This is a genomic window from Aurantimonas endophytica (assembly GCF_014196845.1).
GTDB lineage: Bacteria > Pseudomonadota > Alphaproteobacteria > Rhizobiales > Rhizobiaceae > Aurantimonas > Aurantimonas endophytica.
Genome location: NZ_JACIEM010000002.1, coordinates 279,852 through 296,477, shown reverse-complemented (window position 1 = coordinate 296,477; position 16,626 = coordinate 279,852). Strand labels below are relative to the sequence as shown.

General features: G+C 67.2%; 18 protein-coding genes and 1 tRNA gene. 11 read left to right on the top strand and 8 right to left on the bottom strand.

All coding sequences use genetic code 11. From position 1 onward, the window contains the following. Positions 1-2: 2 nt before the first annotated feature. A complete protein-coding gene (locus tag GGR03_RS09155; protein WP_183207331.1) occupies positions 3-1,217 on the bottom strand; it encodes an acyltransferase family protein in 1,215 nt (404 codons plus the stop codon). A 205-nt stretch (positions 1,218-1,422) separates the two neighbouring features. On the opposite strand from GGR03_RS09155, the gene GGR03_RS09150 reads away from it, so the two are divergent. The 4 genes from GGR03_RS09150 (at position 1,423) to GGR03_RS09135 (ending at position 4,266) form a co-directional block, all read left to right on the top strand. Next, positions 1,423-1,890, top strand: coding sequence for a DUF2948 family protein (locus tag GGR03_RS09150; RefSeq protein ID WP_183207330.1), 468 nt, complete (start codon positions 1,423-1,425; stop codon positions 1,888-1,890). A 58-nt stretch (positions 1,891-1,948) separates the two neighbouring features. Beyond that, positions 1,949-3,241, top strand: a complete 1,293-nt coding sequence (hisD, locus tag GGR03_RS09145) for a histidinol dehydrogenase (RefSeq protein ID WP_183207329.1) — start codon at positions 1,949-1,951, stop codon at positions 3,239-3,241. Between the two features lie 7 nt (positions 3,242-3,248). Next, on the top strand, positions 3,249-3,737 hold the full coding sequence (locus GGR03_RS09140) for a UPF0262 family protein (RefSeq protein WP_183207328.1): 489 nt from the start codon (positions 3,249-3,251) through the stop codon (positions 3,735-3,737). A 76-nt stretch (positions 3,738-3,813) separates the two neighbouring features. Then, positions 3,814-4,266, top strand: coding sequence for an arsenate-mycothiol transferase ArsC (locus GGR03_RS09135; RefSeq protein ID WP_183207327.1), 453 nt, complete (start codon positions 3,814-3,816; stop codon positions 4,264-4,266). 7 nt (positions 4,267-4,273) lie between these two features. Here GGR03_RS09135 and yihA read toward each other — a convergent pair whose 3' ends face one another. The 5 genes from yihA to rpmH are packed head-to-tail and all read right to left on the bottom strand — an operon-like array spanning position 4,274 to position 8,024. After that, positions 4,274-4,957 (bottom strand): ribosome biogenesis GTP-binding protein YihA/YsxC, encoded by a 684-nt coding sequence (yihA, locus tag GGR03_RS09130; protein ID WP_183207326.1) that lies wholly within the window; start codon positions 4,955-4,957, stop codon positions 4,274-4,276. After that, entirely contained in the window at positions 4,954-5,592 is a 639-nt protein-coding gene (locus GGR03_RS09125; protein ID WP_183207325.1) for a CatB-related O-acetyltransferase, read from the bottom strand. The genes yihA and GGR03_RS09125 overlap by 4 nt, the downstream gene beginning before the upstream one ends. Before the next feature lie 58 nt (positions 5,593-5,650). After that, positions 5,651-7,471: a membrane protein insertase YidC gene (gene yidC / locus GGR03_RS09120; protein WP_183207324.1), complete on the bottom strand. Its 1,821-nt coding sequence runs from the start codon at positions 7,469-7,471 to the stop codon at positions 5,651-5,653. Beyond that, entirely contained in the window at positions 7,471-7,860 is a 390-nt protein-coding gene (gene rnpA / locus GGR03_RS09115) for a ribonuclease P protein component (RefSeq protein ID WP_183207323.1), read from the bottom strand. The genes yidC and rnpA overlap by 1 nt, the downstream gene beginning before the upstream one ends. Positions 7,861-7,889: 29 nt before the next feature. Next, positions 7,890-8,024, bottom strand: a complete 135-nt coding sequence (gene rpmH / locus GGR03_RS09110) for a 50S ribosomal protein L34 (RefSeq protein ID WP_163042899.1) — start codon at positions 8,022-8,024, stop codon at positions 7,890-7,892. Positions 8,025-8,285: 261 nt separating this feature from the next. On the opposite strand from rpmH, the gene GGR03_RS09105 reads away from it, so the two are divergent. The 4 genes from GGR03_RS09105 to GGR03_RS09090 all read left to right on the top strand — a co-directional run bounded on the left by GGR03_RS09105 (position 8,286) and on the right by GGR03_RS09090 (position 12,484). Continuing rightward, entirely contained in the window at positions 8,286-9,086 is an 801-nt protein-coding gene (locus GGR03_RS09105) for a TVP38/TMEM64 family protein (protein ID WP_183207322.1), read from the top strand. Between the two features lie 6 nt (positions 9,087-9,092). Further along, positions 9,093-10,520, top strand: a complete 1,428-nt coding sequence (locus GGR03_RS09100) for a dihydrolipoyl dehydrogenase family protein (protein ID WP_183207321.1) — start codon at positions 9,093-9,095, stop codon at positions 10,518-10,520. Between the two features lie 168 nt (positions 10,521-10,688). Beyond that, positions 10,689-12,083, top strand: coding sequence for a sensor histidine kinase (locus tag GGR03_RS09095; RefSeq protein ID WP_183207966.1), 1,395 nt, complete (start codon positions 10,689-10,691; stop codon positions 12,081-12,083). 324 nt (positions 12,084-12,407) lie between these two features. Further along, positions 12,408-12,484, top strand: a tRNA-Arg gene (locus GGR03_RS09090). Between the two features lie 607 nt (positions 12,485-13,091). Here the strand turns inward: GGR03_RS09090 and GGR03_RS09085 are convergent. Beyond that, positions 13,092-13,856, bottom strand: a complete 765-nt coding sequence (locus tag GGR03_RS09085) for an SDR family oxidoreductase (RefSeq protein WP_183207320.1) — start codon at positions 13,854-13,856, stop codon at positions 13,092-13,094. A 107-nt stretch (positions 13,857-13,963) separates the two neighbouring features. On the opposite strand from GGR03_RS09085, the gene GGR03_RS09080 reads away from it, so the two are divergent. Both GGR03_RS09080 and GGR03_RS09075 read left to right on the top strand, forming a co-directional pair. Continuing rightward, on the top strand, positions 13,964-14,392 hold the full coding sequence (locus tag GGR03_RS09080; protein WP_183207319.1) for a winged helix-turn-helix transcriptional regulator: 429 nt from the start codon (positions 13,964-13,966) through the stop codon (positions 14,390-14,392). 195 nt (positions 14,393-14,587) lie between these two features. Continuing rightward, positions 14,588-14,845 (top strand): hypothetical protein, encoded by a 258-nt coding sequence (locus tag GGR03_RS09075; protein ID WP_183207318.1) that lies wholly within the window; start codon positions 14,588-14,590, stop codon positions 14,843-14,845. A gap of 19 nt (positions 14,846-14,864) precedes the next feature. Here GGR03_RS09075 and GGR03_RS09070 read toward each other — a convergent pair whose 3' ends face one another. After that, entirely contained in the window at positions 14,865-15,482 is a 618-nt protein-coding gene (locus tag GGR03_RS09070) for a TetR/AcrR family transcriptional regulator (RefSeq protein WP_183207317.1), read from the bottom strand. 92 nt (positions 15,483-15,574) lie between these two features. Between GGR03_RS09070 and GGR03_RS09065 the strand changes: the two genes are divergently transcribed. Further along, positions 15,575-16,582: an NAD(P)-dependent oxidoreductase gene (locus GGR03_RS09065; RefSeq protein ID WP_183207316.1), complete on the top strand. Its 1,008-nt coding sequence runs from the start codon at positions 15,575-15,577 to the stop codon at positions 16,580-16,582. Positions 16,583-16,626 lie beyond the last annotated feature (44 nt).

The following is a 16,626-nucleotide window of genomic DNA, read 5'->3' as shown; positions in this document are numbered from 1 at the left end:
GTTCAGTCGGCGGCTGACAGTCTGGCGCCCCCGGCCAGTGTCCGCTCCACCCGTGCCGTGCGGGCCTGGCGTTCGCGCAGGCGCCGGCCGAGCGCCATGCCGGGCCGCTCGACGAAGCGCCAGGTGAGCGCGCTGAGGACCAGTGTGCCGAGGACGATCAGGCCGAGCGCCAGCAGCGCCTGGCCTTCCGTGGCGCCGAGCAGGCGCTTGCCGTCGAGGCCGGTCGAGAAGATTTCCCAGCCGGTCCTGCCGGCGACGACGGTGGCGACGTTCTCGACCCGGGAGATGACGAAGGCGTGGGTGAGGTAGACCGAGTAGGAGACGAGACCGAGATAGATCGCGGGCTTCGAGCGCAGCAGCCGGCTGACGAGCCCGCCTTCATGGGCGAAGATGTAGAGCGCGAAGGCGAAGACGAAGGGCGCGGCCAGCGACAGGATCGTGCCGCCGAGCGCCGTGACGAACACCGCCACCATCGCCACGGCGGCGAGTTCCGTCAGGGTCCAGACCAGCCCCTGGTCCGCCGGCACGGCTTGCTCGGTGCGCGGCCAGAGCACCAGCCGGACGATGACGCCAAGCGAGAATCCCATCAGGCAGCGCAGCGAGCCATAGCCGACCGTCGTGTCGATCGTGCCTTCCGCCGCGCCGATCACGACGATGCCGGCGACGATACAGAGCACCATAATCGGCAGCAGGGCGCGCGGCACCGTGACGACCACCAGCGCAAAAAGCCCGTAGGCGAGGAGTTCGGCGGAGATGCTCCAGCTCGGATAATTCCAGCCGAGCGTGTCGAGGACGCCGAAGGAGTGCGTCATCAGGAGATTGTGGACGAGCGCCACCGGGTCGTTGCCGCCCTGGAACGCATCGCCGGGGCCGCGGGTGAGCAGGAGGAACAGCTCGAATCCGACGAAGAGCGCCAGCATGAAGAGATGCAGCGGATAGACCCGGAACAGCCGGCCGCGCAGGAAATCGAACCCGTTCCGCTTGTCCCGGAGACTGTCGTGGAAGGCGTGGGCGATGACGAAGCCGGACAGGACGAAGAAGAAGTCGACGAACAGGAAGCCATGGCGAAAGAAGCTCGACTCGTAGACCGCGCCGGAGACCGGCGCATGGAAGAGCACCACGAGCAGGGCGCAGATGCCGCGCAGGCCGTCCAGCGCCTGAAACCGCGCCGCGGTCGGACGGAGCTGACCTTCGAAACCGCCGCGTTCGTCCTGCATCTGAACTCGTCCCGCCCCGTCTCGTGATCGCTGCCCGGCGATGATAGGGGGAAAGGGTTAACGCTCGGCAACGGGCGCCCGTAAGCGTTGAAGTACCCGCAGGCTGGCTTGTGACGCGTTGTTATCGGTTCCGGTCGCGCTATGTGCGGCGCGTCATGCTGACACGGGCCGCTCTGGCCTCACCAGGAATGGATTGCCGCGCGACATGGACCAATTGCGCCTTCTCGCCGTCGACACCGACGACCTTGCGATCCTCTCGGCCCATTGCCAGGACGCGGTCGTCAAGCTGAAGGATTGCCACTTCCGTTCGCGGGCGGGGCAGTTCGTCATGGAGATGAACCGCTTCGTCTGGGAGTCGGCCAAGGACCGCGGCCGTTTCCGGCTCTTCGGCAAGGGAAGCTACGAGCGGCGGCGCTCGGTGCTGCATTTCGATCGGGTACGCTCGGTGCAGCGCCTCAACCTCGATGTGACGGCAGGCGAACAGGTGCTGGTGCTGCTGGCGATCCGGTTCACCGAAGCCGCTGCGCCGTCCGGAACCGTCGAGCTTGTCTTTGCCGGCGGCTCCGCGATAAGGCTGGAAGTCGAGGTGATCGAGGCACAGCTCGCCGATATCGGTGGCGCCTGGAGCACCGACGCCCGCCCGGATCATGATCGTTCCGACCCTAACGCATAGTGCGGGGGCCGCGGGGCGTTGAGGTCCCTTCGGCGACCGAGAGAGAGGGATTGCCGCGGTGCCATCGAGATTGAACAGCACGGACGCCGGATTCGAGGCGGATTTCCGGGCGCTGCTCGGTGCCAAGCGGGAAGCGTCCGCCGACGTGGACGATGCCGTCCGCGACATCATCGCCCGCGTGCGCGCCGAGGGCGACGCCGCGCTGATCGACCTCACCGCGCGTTTCGACGAACTCCAGCTGACTGCCTCGACGCTGCGTGTCGGGGCGGAAGAGATCGAGGCGGCCCATGCCGCCACCGCGCCCGAGACGCTTGCCGCCCTCGAGCTCGCCTATGAGCGGATCAAGAGCCACCACGAGCGCCAGCGTCCGGTCGACGACCGCTATGTGGACGATATCGGCGTCGAGCTCGGCAGTCGCTGGAGCGCGGTGGAATCGGTCGGGCTCTACGTGCCGGGGGGCACGGCGAGCTACCCGTCCTCGGTGCTGATGAACGCCATACCGGCGAAGGTCGCCGGCGTCGAGCGCATCGCCATGGCCGTGCCGGCGATGCGCGGCGCGCTCAACCCGCTGGTGCTGGCGGCCGCACGGCTCTGCGGCGTCGACGAGATCTACCGGATCGGCGGCGCCCAGGCGATCGCCGCCTTTGCCTACGGCACCGAGACGATCTCGCCCGTGGCCAAGATCGTCGGGCCCGGCAACGCCTATGTCGCGGCGGCCAAGCGCCGGGTCTTCGGCACGGTCGGGATCGACATGGTGGCTGGCCCCTCGGAAATCCTGGTCATCGCCGACGGCGACAACGATCCGGACTGGATCGCCGCCGACCTGCTCAGCCAGGCCGAGCACGACGCGGCGGCGCAGTCGATCCTGATCACCGACGATGCCGCCTTTGCCGATGCCGTCGCCGGCGCCGTCGAGCGCCAGCTCGGTCAGCTTTCGCGCGGCGAGACCGCGCGCGCGAGCTGGCGGGACCATGGCGCCATCATCCTGGTGCCGAGCCTCGATGCCGCCCCTGCCCTGTCCGACCGGATCGCGCCGGAGCACCTGGAACTCGCGGTCGAGGACCCCGAGACGCTGTTCGCCCGTTTGCGCAATGCCGGCGCCGTCTTCCTCGGCCGCCACACGCCGGAGGTCATCGGCGATTATGTCGGCGGCTCCAACCACGTGTTGCCGACCGCCCGCTCGGCGCGGTTCTCCTCCGGCCTGTCGGTGCTCGACTTCGTCAAGCGCACCTCGGTCCTGAAGCTCGGGCCGGAGCAGCTGCGGGCGCTCGGCCCCGCTGCGATGGAGCTCGCCCGTGTCGAAGGCCTCGACGCGCATGGCCGCTCCGTCTCCATCCGACTGAATCTCTGAGCCGGTGATGGCACATCCCGAAGCACAGACCGGCGGCCGGCTGATCGACGTCGAACTCGACGAGACGATCGGCCGCGCCACGCCCGATGTCGAGCACGAGCGGGCCGTGGCTATCTTCGACCTCATTGAGGAGAACCACTTCGTGCCCGCCGGCGCTGCGGCAGACGGGCGCTTCAAGCTGAAGCTGTCGCTCGCCGACAAGCGGCTGGTCTTCGACGTGAAGGACGAAGCCGGCCAGGCGGTGGCGACCCACATCCTGTCGCTCACCCCGTTCCGTCGGGTGATCAAGGACTATTTCCTGATCTGCGACAGCTATTACGAAGCGATCCGCAGCGCGACCCCGCAACAGATCGAGGCGATCGACATGGGCCGGCGTGGCATCCACAATGACGGGTCGCAGACGCTGATGGAGCGGCTGAAGGGGAAGATCGAGGTCGACCTCGACACCGCCCGCCGTCTGTTCACGCTGATCTGCGTCCTGCACTGGCGGAGCTGACGGCCGTGGCGCGGCCGAGCAAGACCACGACGTTTTGCGGCCTCCCTGCGGCCTCGACCAAGTCCGGGCCTCGTCGATGAGCGAGCCGGCCGACTCCAAGCCGCTGCCGAGCTCGGTGCTGTTCCTGTGCGGCATGAACGCCATCCGCTCGCCGATGGCGGAGGCGCTCGCCCGGTCAATCCTGCCGGCTTCGGTCTACATCGCTTCGGCCGGGGTCCGCAGCGGCCAGCGCGACCCGTTCGTCGACATCGTCCTGTCGGAACAGGGGCTCGATCTCGGGGAGCGGCGGCCGCAGCGCTTCGAGGATCTCGAGGACAGCTATTTCGACCTGATCGTCACCATGGCGCCGGAAGCCCATCACGTCGCCCTCGACGCCACCGGCACGTCGTCGGTCGAGGTCGAGTTCTGGCCGATGCCCGATCCCTCCGCTGCCACGGGCAGCCGGGAGCAGATCCTCGATGCCTATCGCGACGTGCGGCGGCGCATCGAGGAGCGGATCCGCAAGCGGCTACTGCCGCCGGGCGCCTGACGCGGCGTCAATCCGCCAGCGAGGCGATCTCGGCCTTCAGTTCGTCGAGGCCGACGGTCTTTTCCGACGAGGTTGCGAGAATCCGCGGAAAGGCCGCGGGATGGCGGGCGATCCCCAGGGCGGTCGCCTCGAGCAGCTTCACGACCGCAGGCGGCTTGATCTTGTCGATCTTGGTCAGGACGATCTGGTAGGAAACCGCGGCCTTGTCGAGCAGGTCCATGACGTCGCCGTCGTTCTTTTTGATGCCGTGCCGCGCATCGATCAGCAGGAAGACACGCTTCAGGCTCGCCCGGCCGCGCAGATAGGAGAAAACGAGGCGCGTCCACGCGTCGACATTGTCCTTGGGTGCCTTGGCGTAGCCGTAGCCCGGCATGTCGACGAGGGCGATCGGTGGCAGCTCCAGCGTCTCGCCGCCGTAGCCGTCCGGCACGAAGAAGTTGAGCTCCTGCGTCCGACCCGGCGTGTTCGACGTCCGCGCCAGGCCCTTCTGGCCGAGCAGCGCATTGATCAGCGACGACTTGCCGACGTTCGAGCGTCCGGCAAAGGCAATCTCGGGCGGGCCTTCCGGCGGCAGGAACTTCATCGCGGGCACGCCGCGCACGAATACCCACGGGCGGGCGAAGAACCGGTGATCGGCAGGCGGCGGGGCTTCGATGGCCGGCCCTTCGGCGTTCTCGTTCGTCACGCTCATCGGGCCTTCTCCAGTGCTTCGATATCGCCGCCCCGGATCCGGTCGAGGTTGCGGGTGATCTTCTCGGCCGGCCAGTTCCACCATGCGACGCTCAGCAGCCGCTCAACCGTCCTCGGGTCGAAGCGCCGGCGCATTTCGCGCGCCGGGTTTCCCGCAACGACAGCATAGGGCTCGACGTCTCGCGACACGACGGCGAAGCTCGCGACGATGGCGCCGTCGCCAATCGACACGCCCGGCAGGATCGTGGCGCGTTCGCCGATCCACACATCGTTGCCGACAACCGTGTCACCCCGGATCCCGGCCTGGATCGTGGCGACGTCGAAGCCACTTTCCCAGCCGTTCCCGAAGATGTTGAACGGATAGGTCGAGAGGCCGGTCAACGCGTGGTTCGCGCCGTTCATCATGAACCGCACACCGGAAGCTATCGCGCAGAACCGCCCGATCACAAGACGATCACCGAGCTCGGGATAGAGATGGCCGACGCATGTCTCGACAAACCGTTCCGGACCGTCCGGATCGTCGTAGTAGCTGTAGTCGCCAATTTTGATCTGGGGGTGACTCACCAGCGGCTTGAGAAAGCCGACCCGGTTTTGTCCACGCATCGGATAGGGATCGGCCGGATCAGGACCATGCATCGAAGATCCCTCCGTTCGCTGGCCGGCAGACTGTTTCTGCCGCCGGCCGGCGCGGCGATCAGCTCTCTGGCGCCTTCTTGCGGAACATGCCCCTGAGGTTGTCCCACAGCTCGATCTTGGTGCCGTTGCGCTTCATGATGACGCCCTGCTGGAGGATCGACAGGAAGTTGTTCCACGTCCAGTAGATCACCAGACCAGCCGGGAACGACGCCAGCATGAAGGTGAAGATCACCGGCATCCAGGTGAAGATCATCTGCTGCGTCGGGTCCGGCGGCGTCGGGTTGAGGCGCATCTGCACGAACATCGTGATGCCCATCAGGATCGGCCAGACACCGACCATCAGGAAGGTCGGGACATCGATCGGGATCAGCCCGAAGAGGTTGAACAGGCTGGTCGGATCAGGCGCGGCCAGATCCTGGATCCAGCCGAAGAACGGCGCGTGACGCATCTCGATCGTCACGTAAAGGACCTTGTAGAGGGCGAAGAAGACCGGGATCTGGATCAGGATCGGCCAGCAGCCGGCCGCCGGATTGATCTTCTCCTCCTTGTAGATCCGCATCATCTCCTGCTGCTGCTTCTGGCGGTCGTCCTTGTAGCGCTCGCGCAGCTCCATGATCTTCGGCTGCATGTTCTTCATGCGGGCCATCGACTTGTAGGACTTGTTGGCGAGCGGGAAAAAGATCAGCTTCAGGACGACGGTGACGGCGAGGATGGCCAGGCCGAAATTGCCGAGCAGGGCATAGAACCAGTCGATGGCGAAGAACATCGGCCGGGTGATGAAATAGAACCAGCCCCAGTCGATCAGCTGGCCGAACTGCTGGATGCCGAGCGTCTCCTCGTAGGCGTCGATGTCGCCGACCACCTTGGCCCCGGCGAAGGTCCGGGTGGTGGTGGTGACCGAAGCGCCCGGGGCGAGCGTCAGCGGGTCGGAAACATATTCCGTCTGATAATGCGAGCGCTGGCCCGTCAGATAGAGGAAGCGCGACTGGAATGGCCGGCCGGCCTCCGGGACCAGCGTCGTCGCCCAGTATTTGTCGGTGATGCCCATCCATCCGCTGGAGGCCGCCGGCGGCGTATAGCGGCCGTCATCCTCGATGGACGAGAACGTCACTTCCGACAGGCCGTCCTCGCCGAACACTCCGATGAGGCCTTCGAAGAGCACGAAGATCGACGCAGACTCGGGCTTGGCGTACCGCGCGATCCGGCCGTAGGGCGACACCGTAACCGGCGCCTCCCCGGCATTCTGGACGGTGTCCTCCACCGTGAACATGAACTTGTCGTCGACCGAGATCTGCCGGCTGAAGGTCACGCCGGCACCGTTGGTGGTCGTCAGCGTGACGGGGGTCGATGGGGTCAGCGTCGTGCCCGCCTCGGCTTCCCATACGGTGGAAGGCCCGGGAAGCGTGCCGGCGTTCTGGCCGAGATAGCCGAATTCGGCGAAATAGCCGGTAGCCAGCTGCTCGGGCGACAGGAGGACGATCGTCGGCGAGGAGTCGTCGACGGTCTCGTGATAGTTCTTGAGTCGAAGGTCGTCGAGCCGGGCGCCGGTCAGGTTGATGGACCCGGAGACGGCCGGCGTGTCGATCGCGATTCGCTGCGTCGTCGCCAGCGCCTGCTCGCGGCCGAGCGATTCGGGCGCGGCGACGTCGCCGCCCGGCACGACGCTCTCGCGTCCGGCCGGTGCGGTGACCGGGTCCTGCGGGGTACCGGCGGGCGTCTGCGGCGTCTGCAGCGATCCCGGGTTCTGCGGCGCGGCGCTCTCGCTGGTCTCGATCTGGCGCTGCGCCTCCATGCGCGGCGCCATCACCAGAAACTGCCAGCCCACCAGCACGGCGATGGACAGCGCCATGGCGATCAGGAAGTTGCGGTTGTTCTGCATCAGTCAGACCCCGATCGACGCTCCGGATCGCGCCGTTTGGCCGTCGCCGGCTCGCCTTGCGGCTGTTTCGTCCGAGCGAGCCGCCGGGACAACTCGTCCTTCAACGCGGCGAAGGGCATGTCGCGGACCTCGCGCCGGGCGACGATCACATAGTCGAAGCCGGGAACCATCTCGGTCTCGGCGCCGAGTCGTATCGCCTCGCGCAGGCGACGACGGATACGATTGCGCACGACCGAGTTGCCGACCTTCTTGGTGACGGTCAGCCCGACGCGCGGATCAGTTCCGTCGCCCCGGTTTCGCGCCTCGATAAAGAAGCAGGGGCCGTTCAGGCGTCGGCCCCGGCGCGCGGCCAAGAACTCGGCGCGCTTGCGCATTCTGCCGACGGCCATCGGACGCTCGTCCAACAGCCGACGTCAGGTCAGGCCGAGAGCCGCTTGCGGCCGCGAGCGCGGCGCGCCGCGATCACCTTGCGGCCACCGGTTGTCGCCATGCGGGAACGAAACCCGTGACGGCGTTTACGAACAAGGCGGGACGGCTGGTAGGTACGTTTCATCGTGGCGATTCCGCGCCCGATTGCGCGGCCCTTCGTCGTTTCCGAGTATGGATGTCAGGGCGGAAAGCGAGCGCGCATCCATTGTCGCGCGGACGCTGCCCGCTCGTATGGGGGCTTATTGGAAGAGCCGGCCGGAAAAGTCAATCACCGGTCGGCGGAACCGGCCGGTTCAATCCCGCGTGATCCTCGCGACGATCGCGTCATCGCCCTTGCCTATAGGCGGCAGTTGCCCAACCTGCCAGCCTGAAAACTGGACCGAGCATGTCATCACGAGATCCCCTCGCACAGCCGGAAAGCACGGACGCCGCGGACGGCGCACGGCCTCGGGCGACCATCTGGCGCTTCGCGCCGCTGGCGATCATCGTCGCTGCGCTGCTCGTCGCCTACGCCGCCGGGCTGCATCGGCAGATTTCGCTGCACGCGTTTCTCGACAGCCGCGAATCGTTGCGCAGTCTCGTCATGGATCACCTGTTCGTCGCATCGGCCGGGTTCATCGCCGGTTACGCGATCCTCGTCGCCGTCGCCTTCCCGGCGGCAGCGATCTTCACGGTGGCAGGCGGGTTCCTGTTCGGCTGGCTTCTCGGCGGCACGCTGACCGTCATCGGCGCGACGATCGGCGCCACGGCGCTGTTCCTTGCCGCCCGGCATGCCTTCGGCGACGTGCTGCGCCGGCGCGCCGGCAGTTCGCTCGCCCGTTTCGCCGAAGGGTTCCGCGACGACGCCTTCGCCTACCTGCTCGTCCTGCGGCTGACCCCGGTGCTGCCCTTCGTCGCGGTCAACCTCGCGCCCGCCTTCTTCGACGTGAAGCTGCGGACCTATGTCGCCAGCACCTTTCTCGGGATCATTCCGGGCTCGATGGTCTATGCTTTCCTCGGCAGCGGCATCAACCAGGCGCTGGCCAAGGCCGGCAAGGGCGAGATCACGCTCGCCAAGCTGGTGACGATGGACATGACCTACGCGCTGATCGGCCTCGGCGCCCTCGCGGTGCTCGGACTGATCCTCAAGAAGACCTATCTCCGGAACCGGCGCCCCGAGACGAAGGTCGAGACGCAAGGAGACTGATCGCTCATGGCGGAGATCCTGACCCCCGACATCTGCGTCATCGGTGCCGGCTCCGGCGGCCTGACCACCGCGGCCGCCTCGGCTGCCTTCGGCGTGCCCGTCGTGCTGATCGAGCGCGGCCGCATGGGCGGCGACTGCCTGAACTATGGCTGCGTCCCCTCCAAGGCGCTGCTTGCCGCCGCCAACCATGCGGCAACGATCCGGGAAGCGCCCCGCTTCGGCGTGTCGGCCGGCGAGCCGCAGATCGATTTCGCCGCGGTTCAGCGCCACGTCGCCGACGTCATCGCAACGATCGCGCCGAACGACTCGGTCGAGCGCTTCGAGAGCCTGGGTGTGACCGTCCTCAAGGCCAGTGCCGAGTTCGTCGACGCGCGCACGGTTTCCGCCGGCGGCCGCCTGGTGCGGCCGCGCCGCTTCGTCATCGCGGCGGGCTCCTCGCCGCTGGTGCCGCCGATCGAGGGGCTGTCGGCGACACCGCATCTCACCAACGAGACGATCTTCGGCCTGACCACCTGCCCGGACCATCTGGTGATCATCGGCGGCGGGCCGATCGGGGTTGAAATGGCGCAGGCGCATCGCCGCCTCGGCGCAGCGGTCACCGTGATCGACGGCGAGACGGCACTCGGCCGCGAGGACGCCGATCTCGCCGCCGTCGTCCTCGACCGGTTGCGGGCCGAGGGGGTCAGTATCGAGGAGCGCACGAAAGTGGTCCGCGTCGAAGGCGAAGCGGGCAGGATCCAGATCCAGGTCGAACGCCGCGACGGATCGACGGCCACGATCGAGGGCTCGCATCTCCTCGTTGCGGTCGGCCGGGCCCCGAACGTCGCAGGCCTGAATCTCGAGGCGGCCGGCATCGACTACGACCGGCGCGGCATCAAGGTCGGCCGGGACCTGCGCACCAGCAACCGACGGGCCTATGCCATCGGCGACATCGCCGGCGGGCCGCAATTCACCCATCTGGCCAACCTGCATGCCGGGCTGGTCGTCCGGGCGATCCTTTTCCGGCTGCCGATCCGCGCCCCGCGCGACACGCTGCCGCGTGTCACCTACACCGATCCGCCGCTCGGGCAGGTGGGTCTTACCGCGGTCGAGGCCGACGCCCAGGGCATCACGACCGAACTGCTGACATGGCCTTACGGCGAGAACGACCGGGCCCAGACCGAGCGCCGGACCGAAGGACTGATCAAGCTCGTCGTGGGGCGGCGTGGGCGGCTCGTCGGAGCGGGGGTCGTCGGCCATGCCGCCGACGAGATCACAAATCTCCTGTCCCTCGCCATCGGGAAGGGCCTGAGCGCCGGCGATCTGCGGGATTACGTCTCGCCCTACCCGACGCTCTCGGAAATTGGCAAACGCGCTGCGACTTCCTACTATGTGCCCTACACGCGGCGCCCCTTCGTGCGCCGTGCGGTCGCCCTTCTGCGGCGATTCGGCTGAAAGCGCCGGGGCGGGGCCGCAAGCTTCTCGCCGCGACCTGACGAAGGGCGAGGGGACGGCACTTCATTGCAGCAACCGGTGAACAGTCCCGCCGACGATACGACGCCGGTGCAGGGTCCGCCTCGCACCGGGCGCCGCCGGCTGTCCCGACGTCTTCTCGTGATCACCATGCTCGCGGTCATGCTCGCCGAAGTTCTGATCTTCGTGCCGTCGATCGCCAATTTCCGGGAAAGCTGGCTGGAGGCAAAGCTGGAGACGGCTGCCGTCGCCGGCGTTGCCTCGGAGGGCGGCGACGCGCCGATCGGCGCCGCGCTCGAGGCCGACCAGGGCGCCAGCCTGCTCGTCGCCCTCGACGCCATGCTGGTGGCGATCGTCGAGGGCGGCGCCTCGCGGCTGATCGCCCGGGCCGACACGATCGACGTCGCCGGCCTGCAGATCGACCTCGCCGACCGCAACCCCGTGCCGATGGTCCTCGGCGCCTTCGATACGCTGCTGTTCGGCAGCGACCGAACGATGCGCGTCTACGGTCCTGTCGGCGACGGCACGCTGGTGGCCGAAGTGGTGATGTCGGAACGCCCGCTCAGGCGCGACATGCTGATCTACTCGCGCAACATCCTGTTCCTGTCGCTGGCGATCGCCTCCTTCGCCGCGCTGCTCGTCTATGCGGCGATCAGCTATTATCTGGTGCGGCCGATCCAGGCGATGACCGGTGCGATGATCCGCTTCGGCCAGAACCCGGCCGACCCGAGCCGGATCATCCAGCCGAGCGGACGGGGCGACGAGATCGGCACCGCCGAGGCGGAGCTGGCCGTCATGCAGGCGCGGCTCGCCGGGACACTGCGCGAACAGCGCCACCTCGCCGATCTCGGCCTCGCCGTCGCCAAGATCAACCACGACCTGCGCAACATCCTCGCCTCGGCGCAGATGGTCTCCGACCGGCTGGCGGACGTGCCCGACCCGCGGGTGCAAAAGGTCGTGCCGCCGCTGGTGCGCAGCCTCGACCGGGCGCTCAGCTACACGCAGTCGGTGCTGTCCTACGGCCGGGCGATAGAAAGCCCGCCGGCCAAGCGCGCCGTACGGCTGGCGCGGCTGGTGGACGACGTGTTCGAGGTGGTGGCGCCGCCGGAGGGCGGTCCCATCGAGCTCGTCAACGCCATCCCTGACACGCTGGAGATCGCCGTCGACCCGGGACAGTTCCACCGGGTGCTGGTCAATCTCTGTCGCAACGCCGTCCAGGCGCTGGAAGGCGACGCGGCGGACCTTCCCTCGCTGGTGCGGCGCGTCACCGTCGGCGCCAGGCCCGAGCCGCAGGACGAGGTGCTGATCAGCGTCGAGGACACCGGGCCGGGCCTGCCGGCGCGGGCGAGGGAGAATCTTTTCAAGGCGTTCCAGGGCTCGGCCCGCACCGGCGGCACAGGCCTCGGTCTCGCCATCGTCGCCGAGATCGTCCAGGCGCATGGCGGCCGTATCGCGCTCGCCGAACGCCGTCTGCCCGGCACCCGCTTCGAGATCCACCTGCCGGCGCGGGCAGACGAACTGGCTGGCGAGGACCGGCCCGGCTGACGCGCCGACGCCGGCTGCACCGGACCGGAATGGGCCGCATGGGTGGGAACCAGCCGCAACCGTCGTCGCGCGGCCTCGATCCCGGCCTCGGGCGGTGCGTTGCGGGCGCCCTCGGCTCGGGATCTTCCGGCACGCGAACCATCCCTTGCCCATGGCGGCGGGTCTGAAGCCGAAGGGCGAGCGAACCCCTCGCCTGCCCGTCCGCAGACGAGGCCCGGACGATCCTCCCGGAATTTTGCCCCGCTCCTGCTTGCAATCATCCGCCCGAGCGGCTAGTTAGCCCGGCATCGGCACGAGACGCTTTGCTTCAAGCGTGTGCCGAGCGCGCCCGTAGCTCAGCTGGATAGAGCACCAGACTACGAATCTGGGGGTCAGAGGTTCGAATCCTTTCGGGCGCACCATTCAACTATCGATAAATGCTGCTTTTGCCGCAGCAGCAGATGGCGGCATGGCCGTGTCCACCGTACGCTCACGTCGGCCTGCTTGTTCCGCAGTTGCGGCTCCCTTTTGGCCGCCTGCGTGACGCGCTTCTCAAGGAGACGCTGTCTCGTCTCTCGCCCATGCGCGGGCAAAGCCGGCGCACCGGGGTAACCGACTACAATGCAGCGCGTCCACGCTTAAAGCCCAGCTGAATCAGTTCGGGCAAGTTCCTGCCACGCCCGATCCGCGACGGGCTCTAGCGCTGCACTTCGTAGATTACCTTGCGAACAATCCCATCGCTTCTTCCAATAGGCGTCTGCGACCGGCGGCAATCTCGGCCGGTTCGACGAGGCGCCTTTGCCCGTAGCGCCAATCGCCATGACAAGCGCAGGTGTGGCGTTCGAGGGAGCACTCCCGCGAGGCTGGAAGTGCTTCGAGAACCCTATGAGGGACGTATCGGGGCTGCAGCGGTGAAGAGCCGTCGCTTCTGAAACTCCGCCCGTCCCGTCGGCGCCAGCGACGGGACGGGCGGGTTTCGAACTTCCGCTTCGGTCGCAACGATGCGGAAGCGGGCGCCAGTCGGTCTTCTCAGTCTCCTCGCGCCTTGGCAGCCATTTCGTTCAAGCGGGCGAGCGTTTCGTCGAAGCGGCCTTCCGCCTCGGCAAAGCGCTGGAAGTGCACGCGCTCCACGAGGATTTCGCTCGGGGTTGGTTCCTGGGCGAAGAGTGTCATGACCTCGTCCGCGAAGTCAGCGAGCGGCAGATAGGCGGCGCGGGTTTCCTGTCCGGGGGTCAGGGCCGTCTGGACGGCGGGCGGCGCCAGCTCGATCACCTCGACCCGGCCCTTGAGCGCCTCGCGCATCGAGATCGTGTAGGAGTGAATGGCCGCCTTCGTGGCGTTGTAGGTGGGCGTTGCGACGAGCGGCACGAAAGCGAGGCCCGACGTGACGTTGACGATGGCCGCGTCAGGCTGCGCGCAGAGGTGGTCGATCAGGGCGTCGGTCAGCCGGATGGGGCCAAGCAGGTTGGTGGTGATCGTCGCCTCGGTATCCGTCAGGTCGCGCGAGCGGTCCAGCGCCTCGTAGCGCATGATGCCCGCATTGTTGACGAGGACATTGAGCGTCGGGTGGGCAGCTAGCAGCCGGGCGGAGAAGTCGGCGACGCCATCCGCGCTCTCCACGTCGAGCGTTATGGCATACATGCGCTCGCGCCCGGAACAGGCTCGCTGGAGCGCCTCCTGGCGGCGTCCCGCGATGATCACGGTGTTGCCCTTGTCGTGGAATCGGTGGGCCAGCGCCTCGCCGATGCCCGAGCCGCCGCCTGTGATGAGGATGGTGTTTCCCGTCTGCTTCATGATACGCGCCTTCCGTTGCGGTTCGATGGACCTCAACTGGCCAATCTGCGATGTGATAGAAAGAAGGCACCCAAAATATCCATACGCACCAAAAGGAGAGCGTTGGGATGTCCGGCCTGCCATTCGACGAGACGACCATCAGCAAGGCGCGGCGCATCGCGCAAAGCGCACCGCCGGCCGACAGCGACCCGAAGGTAGAGGCGCTGGTCAACGACTTGATCGGCCGCGTCGCCGACAAGTGGACGATGATCGTCCTGGAGGTCCTGACAGAGCATGGCGAGCTGCGCTTCACCCAGTTGTCGCGCCATGTCGGGGCCATCAGCCAGAAGATGCTGACGCAGACGCTTCGGCAGATGGAACGCGACGGGATGGTGACGCGAACGGTGCATGCCGTCGTGCCGCCGCGGGTCGACTACCGGCTGACGGACCTGGGAGCCAGCCTGAGCGCAGCCTTCTGCGGCGTCTGGATATGGGCGGAGGCGAACTTAGGTCGGGTCGAGGCTGCGAGAGAGGCGTTCGACCAGGCGTCGCGGTAGTGAAGGAAGACGGAGACGAGACGCATGCCAGCTCTCAGATCGCCCTCGCCTTAGGTCGAACGATCAACTCGGTGGCCCTCCCCTCCGCTTCCGAACGTCCGCCCCCGTCGGCGCCCGCGACTGGACGAATTCGAAATCTTCCCGTCCGGAGTGGAGCGAGGCAGCGCGCCGGGGCTAGCCCTCCGCCCCCGCCTCATGAAGTTCATCGCGACGGCGGTTGCCAGCGGCTCGAAAGATCAGCGGCTCGAACGCGTCGTCGAGTGGGTCCCGCGCGAGGCGTTCCTCGGACCCGGCCCCTGGCAGGTCCTGGTTAATCGGCGCTACGCCGCAACCCCCAGCGCCAACCCGATCTACGTGTGTCAGAACGGGCTGGTCGCCCTTGATGCTACGAACAGGATCAGCACGGCGAGCCGTTTCTGCATGCCGCACGGATCGGCCGCACCGGCACGCTAGGGTCCGGGCTTGTGCCGGTTCAGGCCGGGCGCTCATCCAGGCTGCCCTTGATCATGGACGCAAAGACCCCCTCGGCTTCGCTCCTGTCGAGTTTGCCGCGCACCACGGCCGCCGACAGGGCCTCGCCCGCGCCGACGAGGCCGACGCAACGCCGCTCCAACTCCTCTGACGATAAAGCGCCGAATGGCGTCAGGACGGACACGAACATCTGGACGGAGTGGTCCAGCAATTCCTGGAAGACCGCCGCCTTTTCCTCGCTGCCGGCGAGAGCGGCGCCGACGGAATGGAACTCGTCGGTCATGTCGGCCGCACAGTCGATGTAGGCGGCGGCGAGCATACCGGCCGTTTCTTCGAAGCTCCGGTTCCCCGTGGCCATGGCGTCGCGGAACGCGTTCACCCGCTCCGTGTCGATCCATCGGTAGAGTTCGATGAGCAGGACCGAGCGGGTGCCGAAATGATCGTAGGCGACCGGCTTGGAGACGCCTGCGGACGCGGCGAGATGGCCCAGCGTCAGGCGATCCGCTCCCTCTTTCCGGACGATGCGGAGCGCCGTGTCGAGTAGCTGGCGTCGACGCACGGCCTTCGACAGCCTGCGCGAACCCTTTTCTCTGGTCCCCTTTTCGATCGCACTGCGCATCCGGTCCGCCCCATTTGCATAAACTACCAAAAGTAGGTTATGCATTTCTCACCTACCTTTCGTAGGTTATATGTCGGGAAAGGAAAATTGCCATGTCACCGGATCCGATCCTTCTGATGGGAGGCTACGGCGCGATCGGGCGCCTGAGCGCACGCGAGTTGCGGTCCCGCCACCCCGATCTCCCGCTGCTGATCGGCGGTCGCGACCTTGCCAAGGGCCGGCAAGCGGCTGCCGAGCTGGGAAAGGCGGAGGGCGTCGTTCTCGACCCGACCGCCGACGATCTCGGCCTCGGCGACCGCCCGGTTCGCGCCGTCGCCGTCTTCTATTCGGACGATCGCCTTGCCGGATTACGGTTCGCCTTGGCGCGGAGCGTGCCGCATCTCGGCATTTCCTCGGGCATCTACGAGATCGCCCCCGAGATCGGGAGCTTCATGCTGAAGCCGACGGCGGCACCCGTCGTTCTCGGCTATGAGTGGCTGGTCGGCGCGACGACGGTTGCGACCCTCGAGGCGGCCAAAGCATACGGTCGGATCGACGACATCGTCATCGGGGCACTCGTCGACGAAGAGGATGGCGGCGGTCCGGCCGTGGCCGAGGACTTCGAGCGCCTGCACAGGATGATGCCGGCCGCGCTCACGAGGCAGGGCGGCGCCTATGTCTGGCGCAGCGAAGACGATGCCACGACGTCGTTCCACGCCATCGACGGCACCCCGATGGAAGCCTCCGGCTTCTCGTCCATCGACGTCGTCGGCCTGGCGAGCGCGACCGGCGCGCCCAACGTCCAGTTCAACATTGCGACCGGCGTCAGTTCCAGCCGCCGCCGCGGCGAAGCGAAGTCGACCGAGATCATCATCGAACTCAGCGGGCGAAGTCATTCGGGCCAGTCGCTCCGCACCTGCCATGCGGTTTTCCATCCACAGGGAGCGGCACCGCTGACGGCACTGGGCGTGTCGATGCTCCTCGAAAGCCTGACGGGGCTCGATGGGAATCCACCGACGCCGGCCGGGCTGTATTTTCCGTTCCAGGTGCTCGACCCGTCCGTCTACCTGACACGGCTGAATGAGGCGGGCGGCGGTCTTCTGACATTGGAGGTGCGTTGATGAGTCCACGGACCGCTTTGGACGCTTCGAGTCGGATGTGTCTC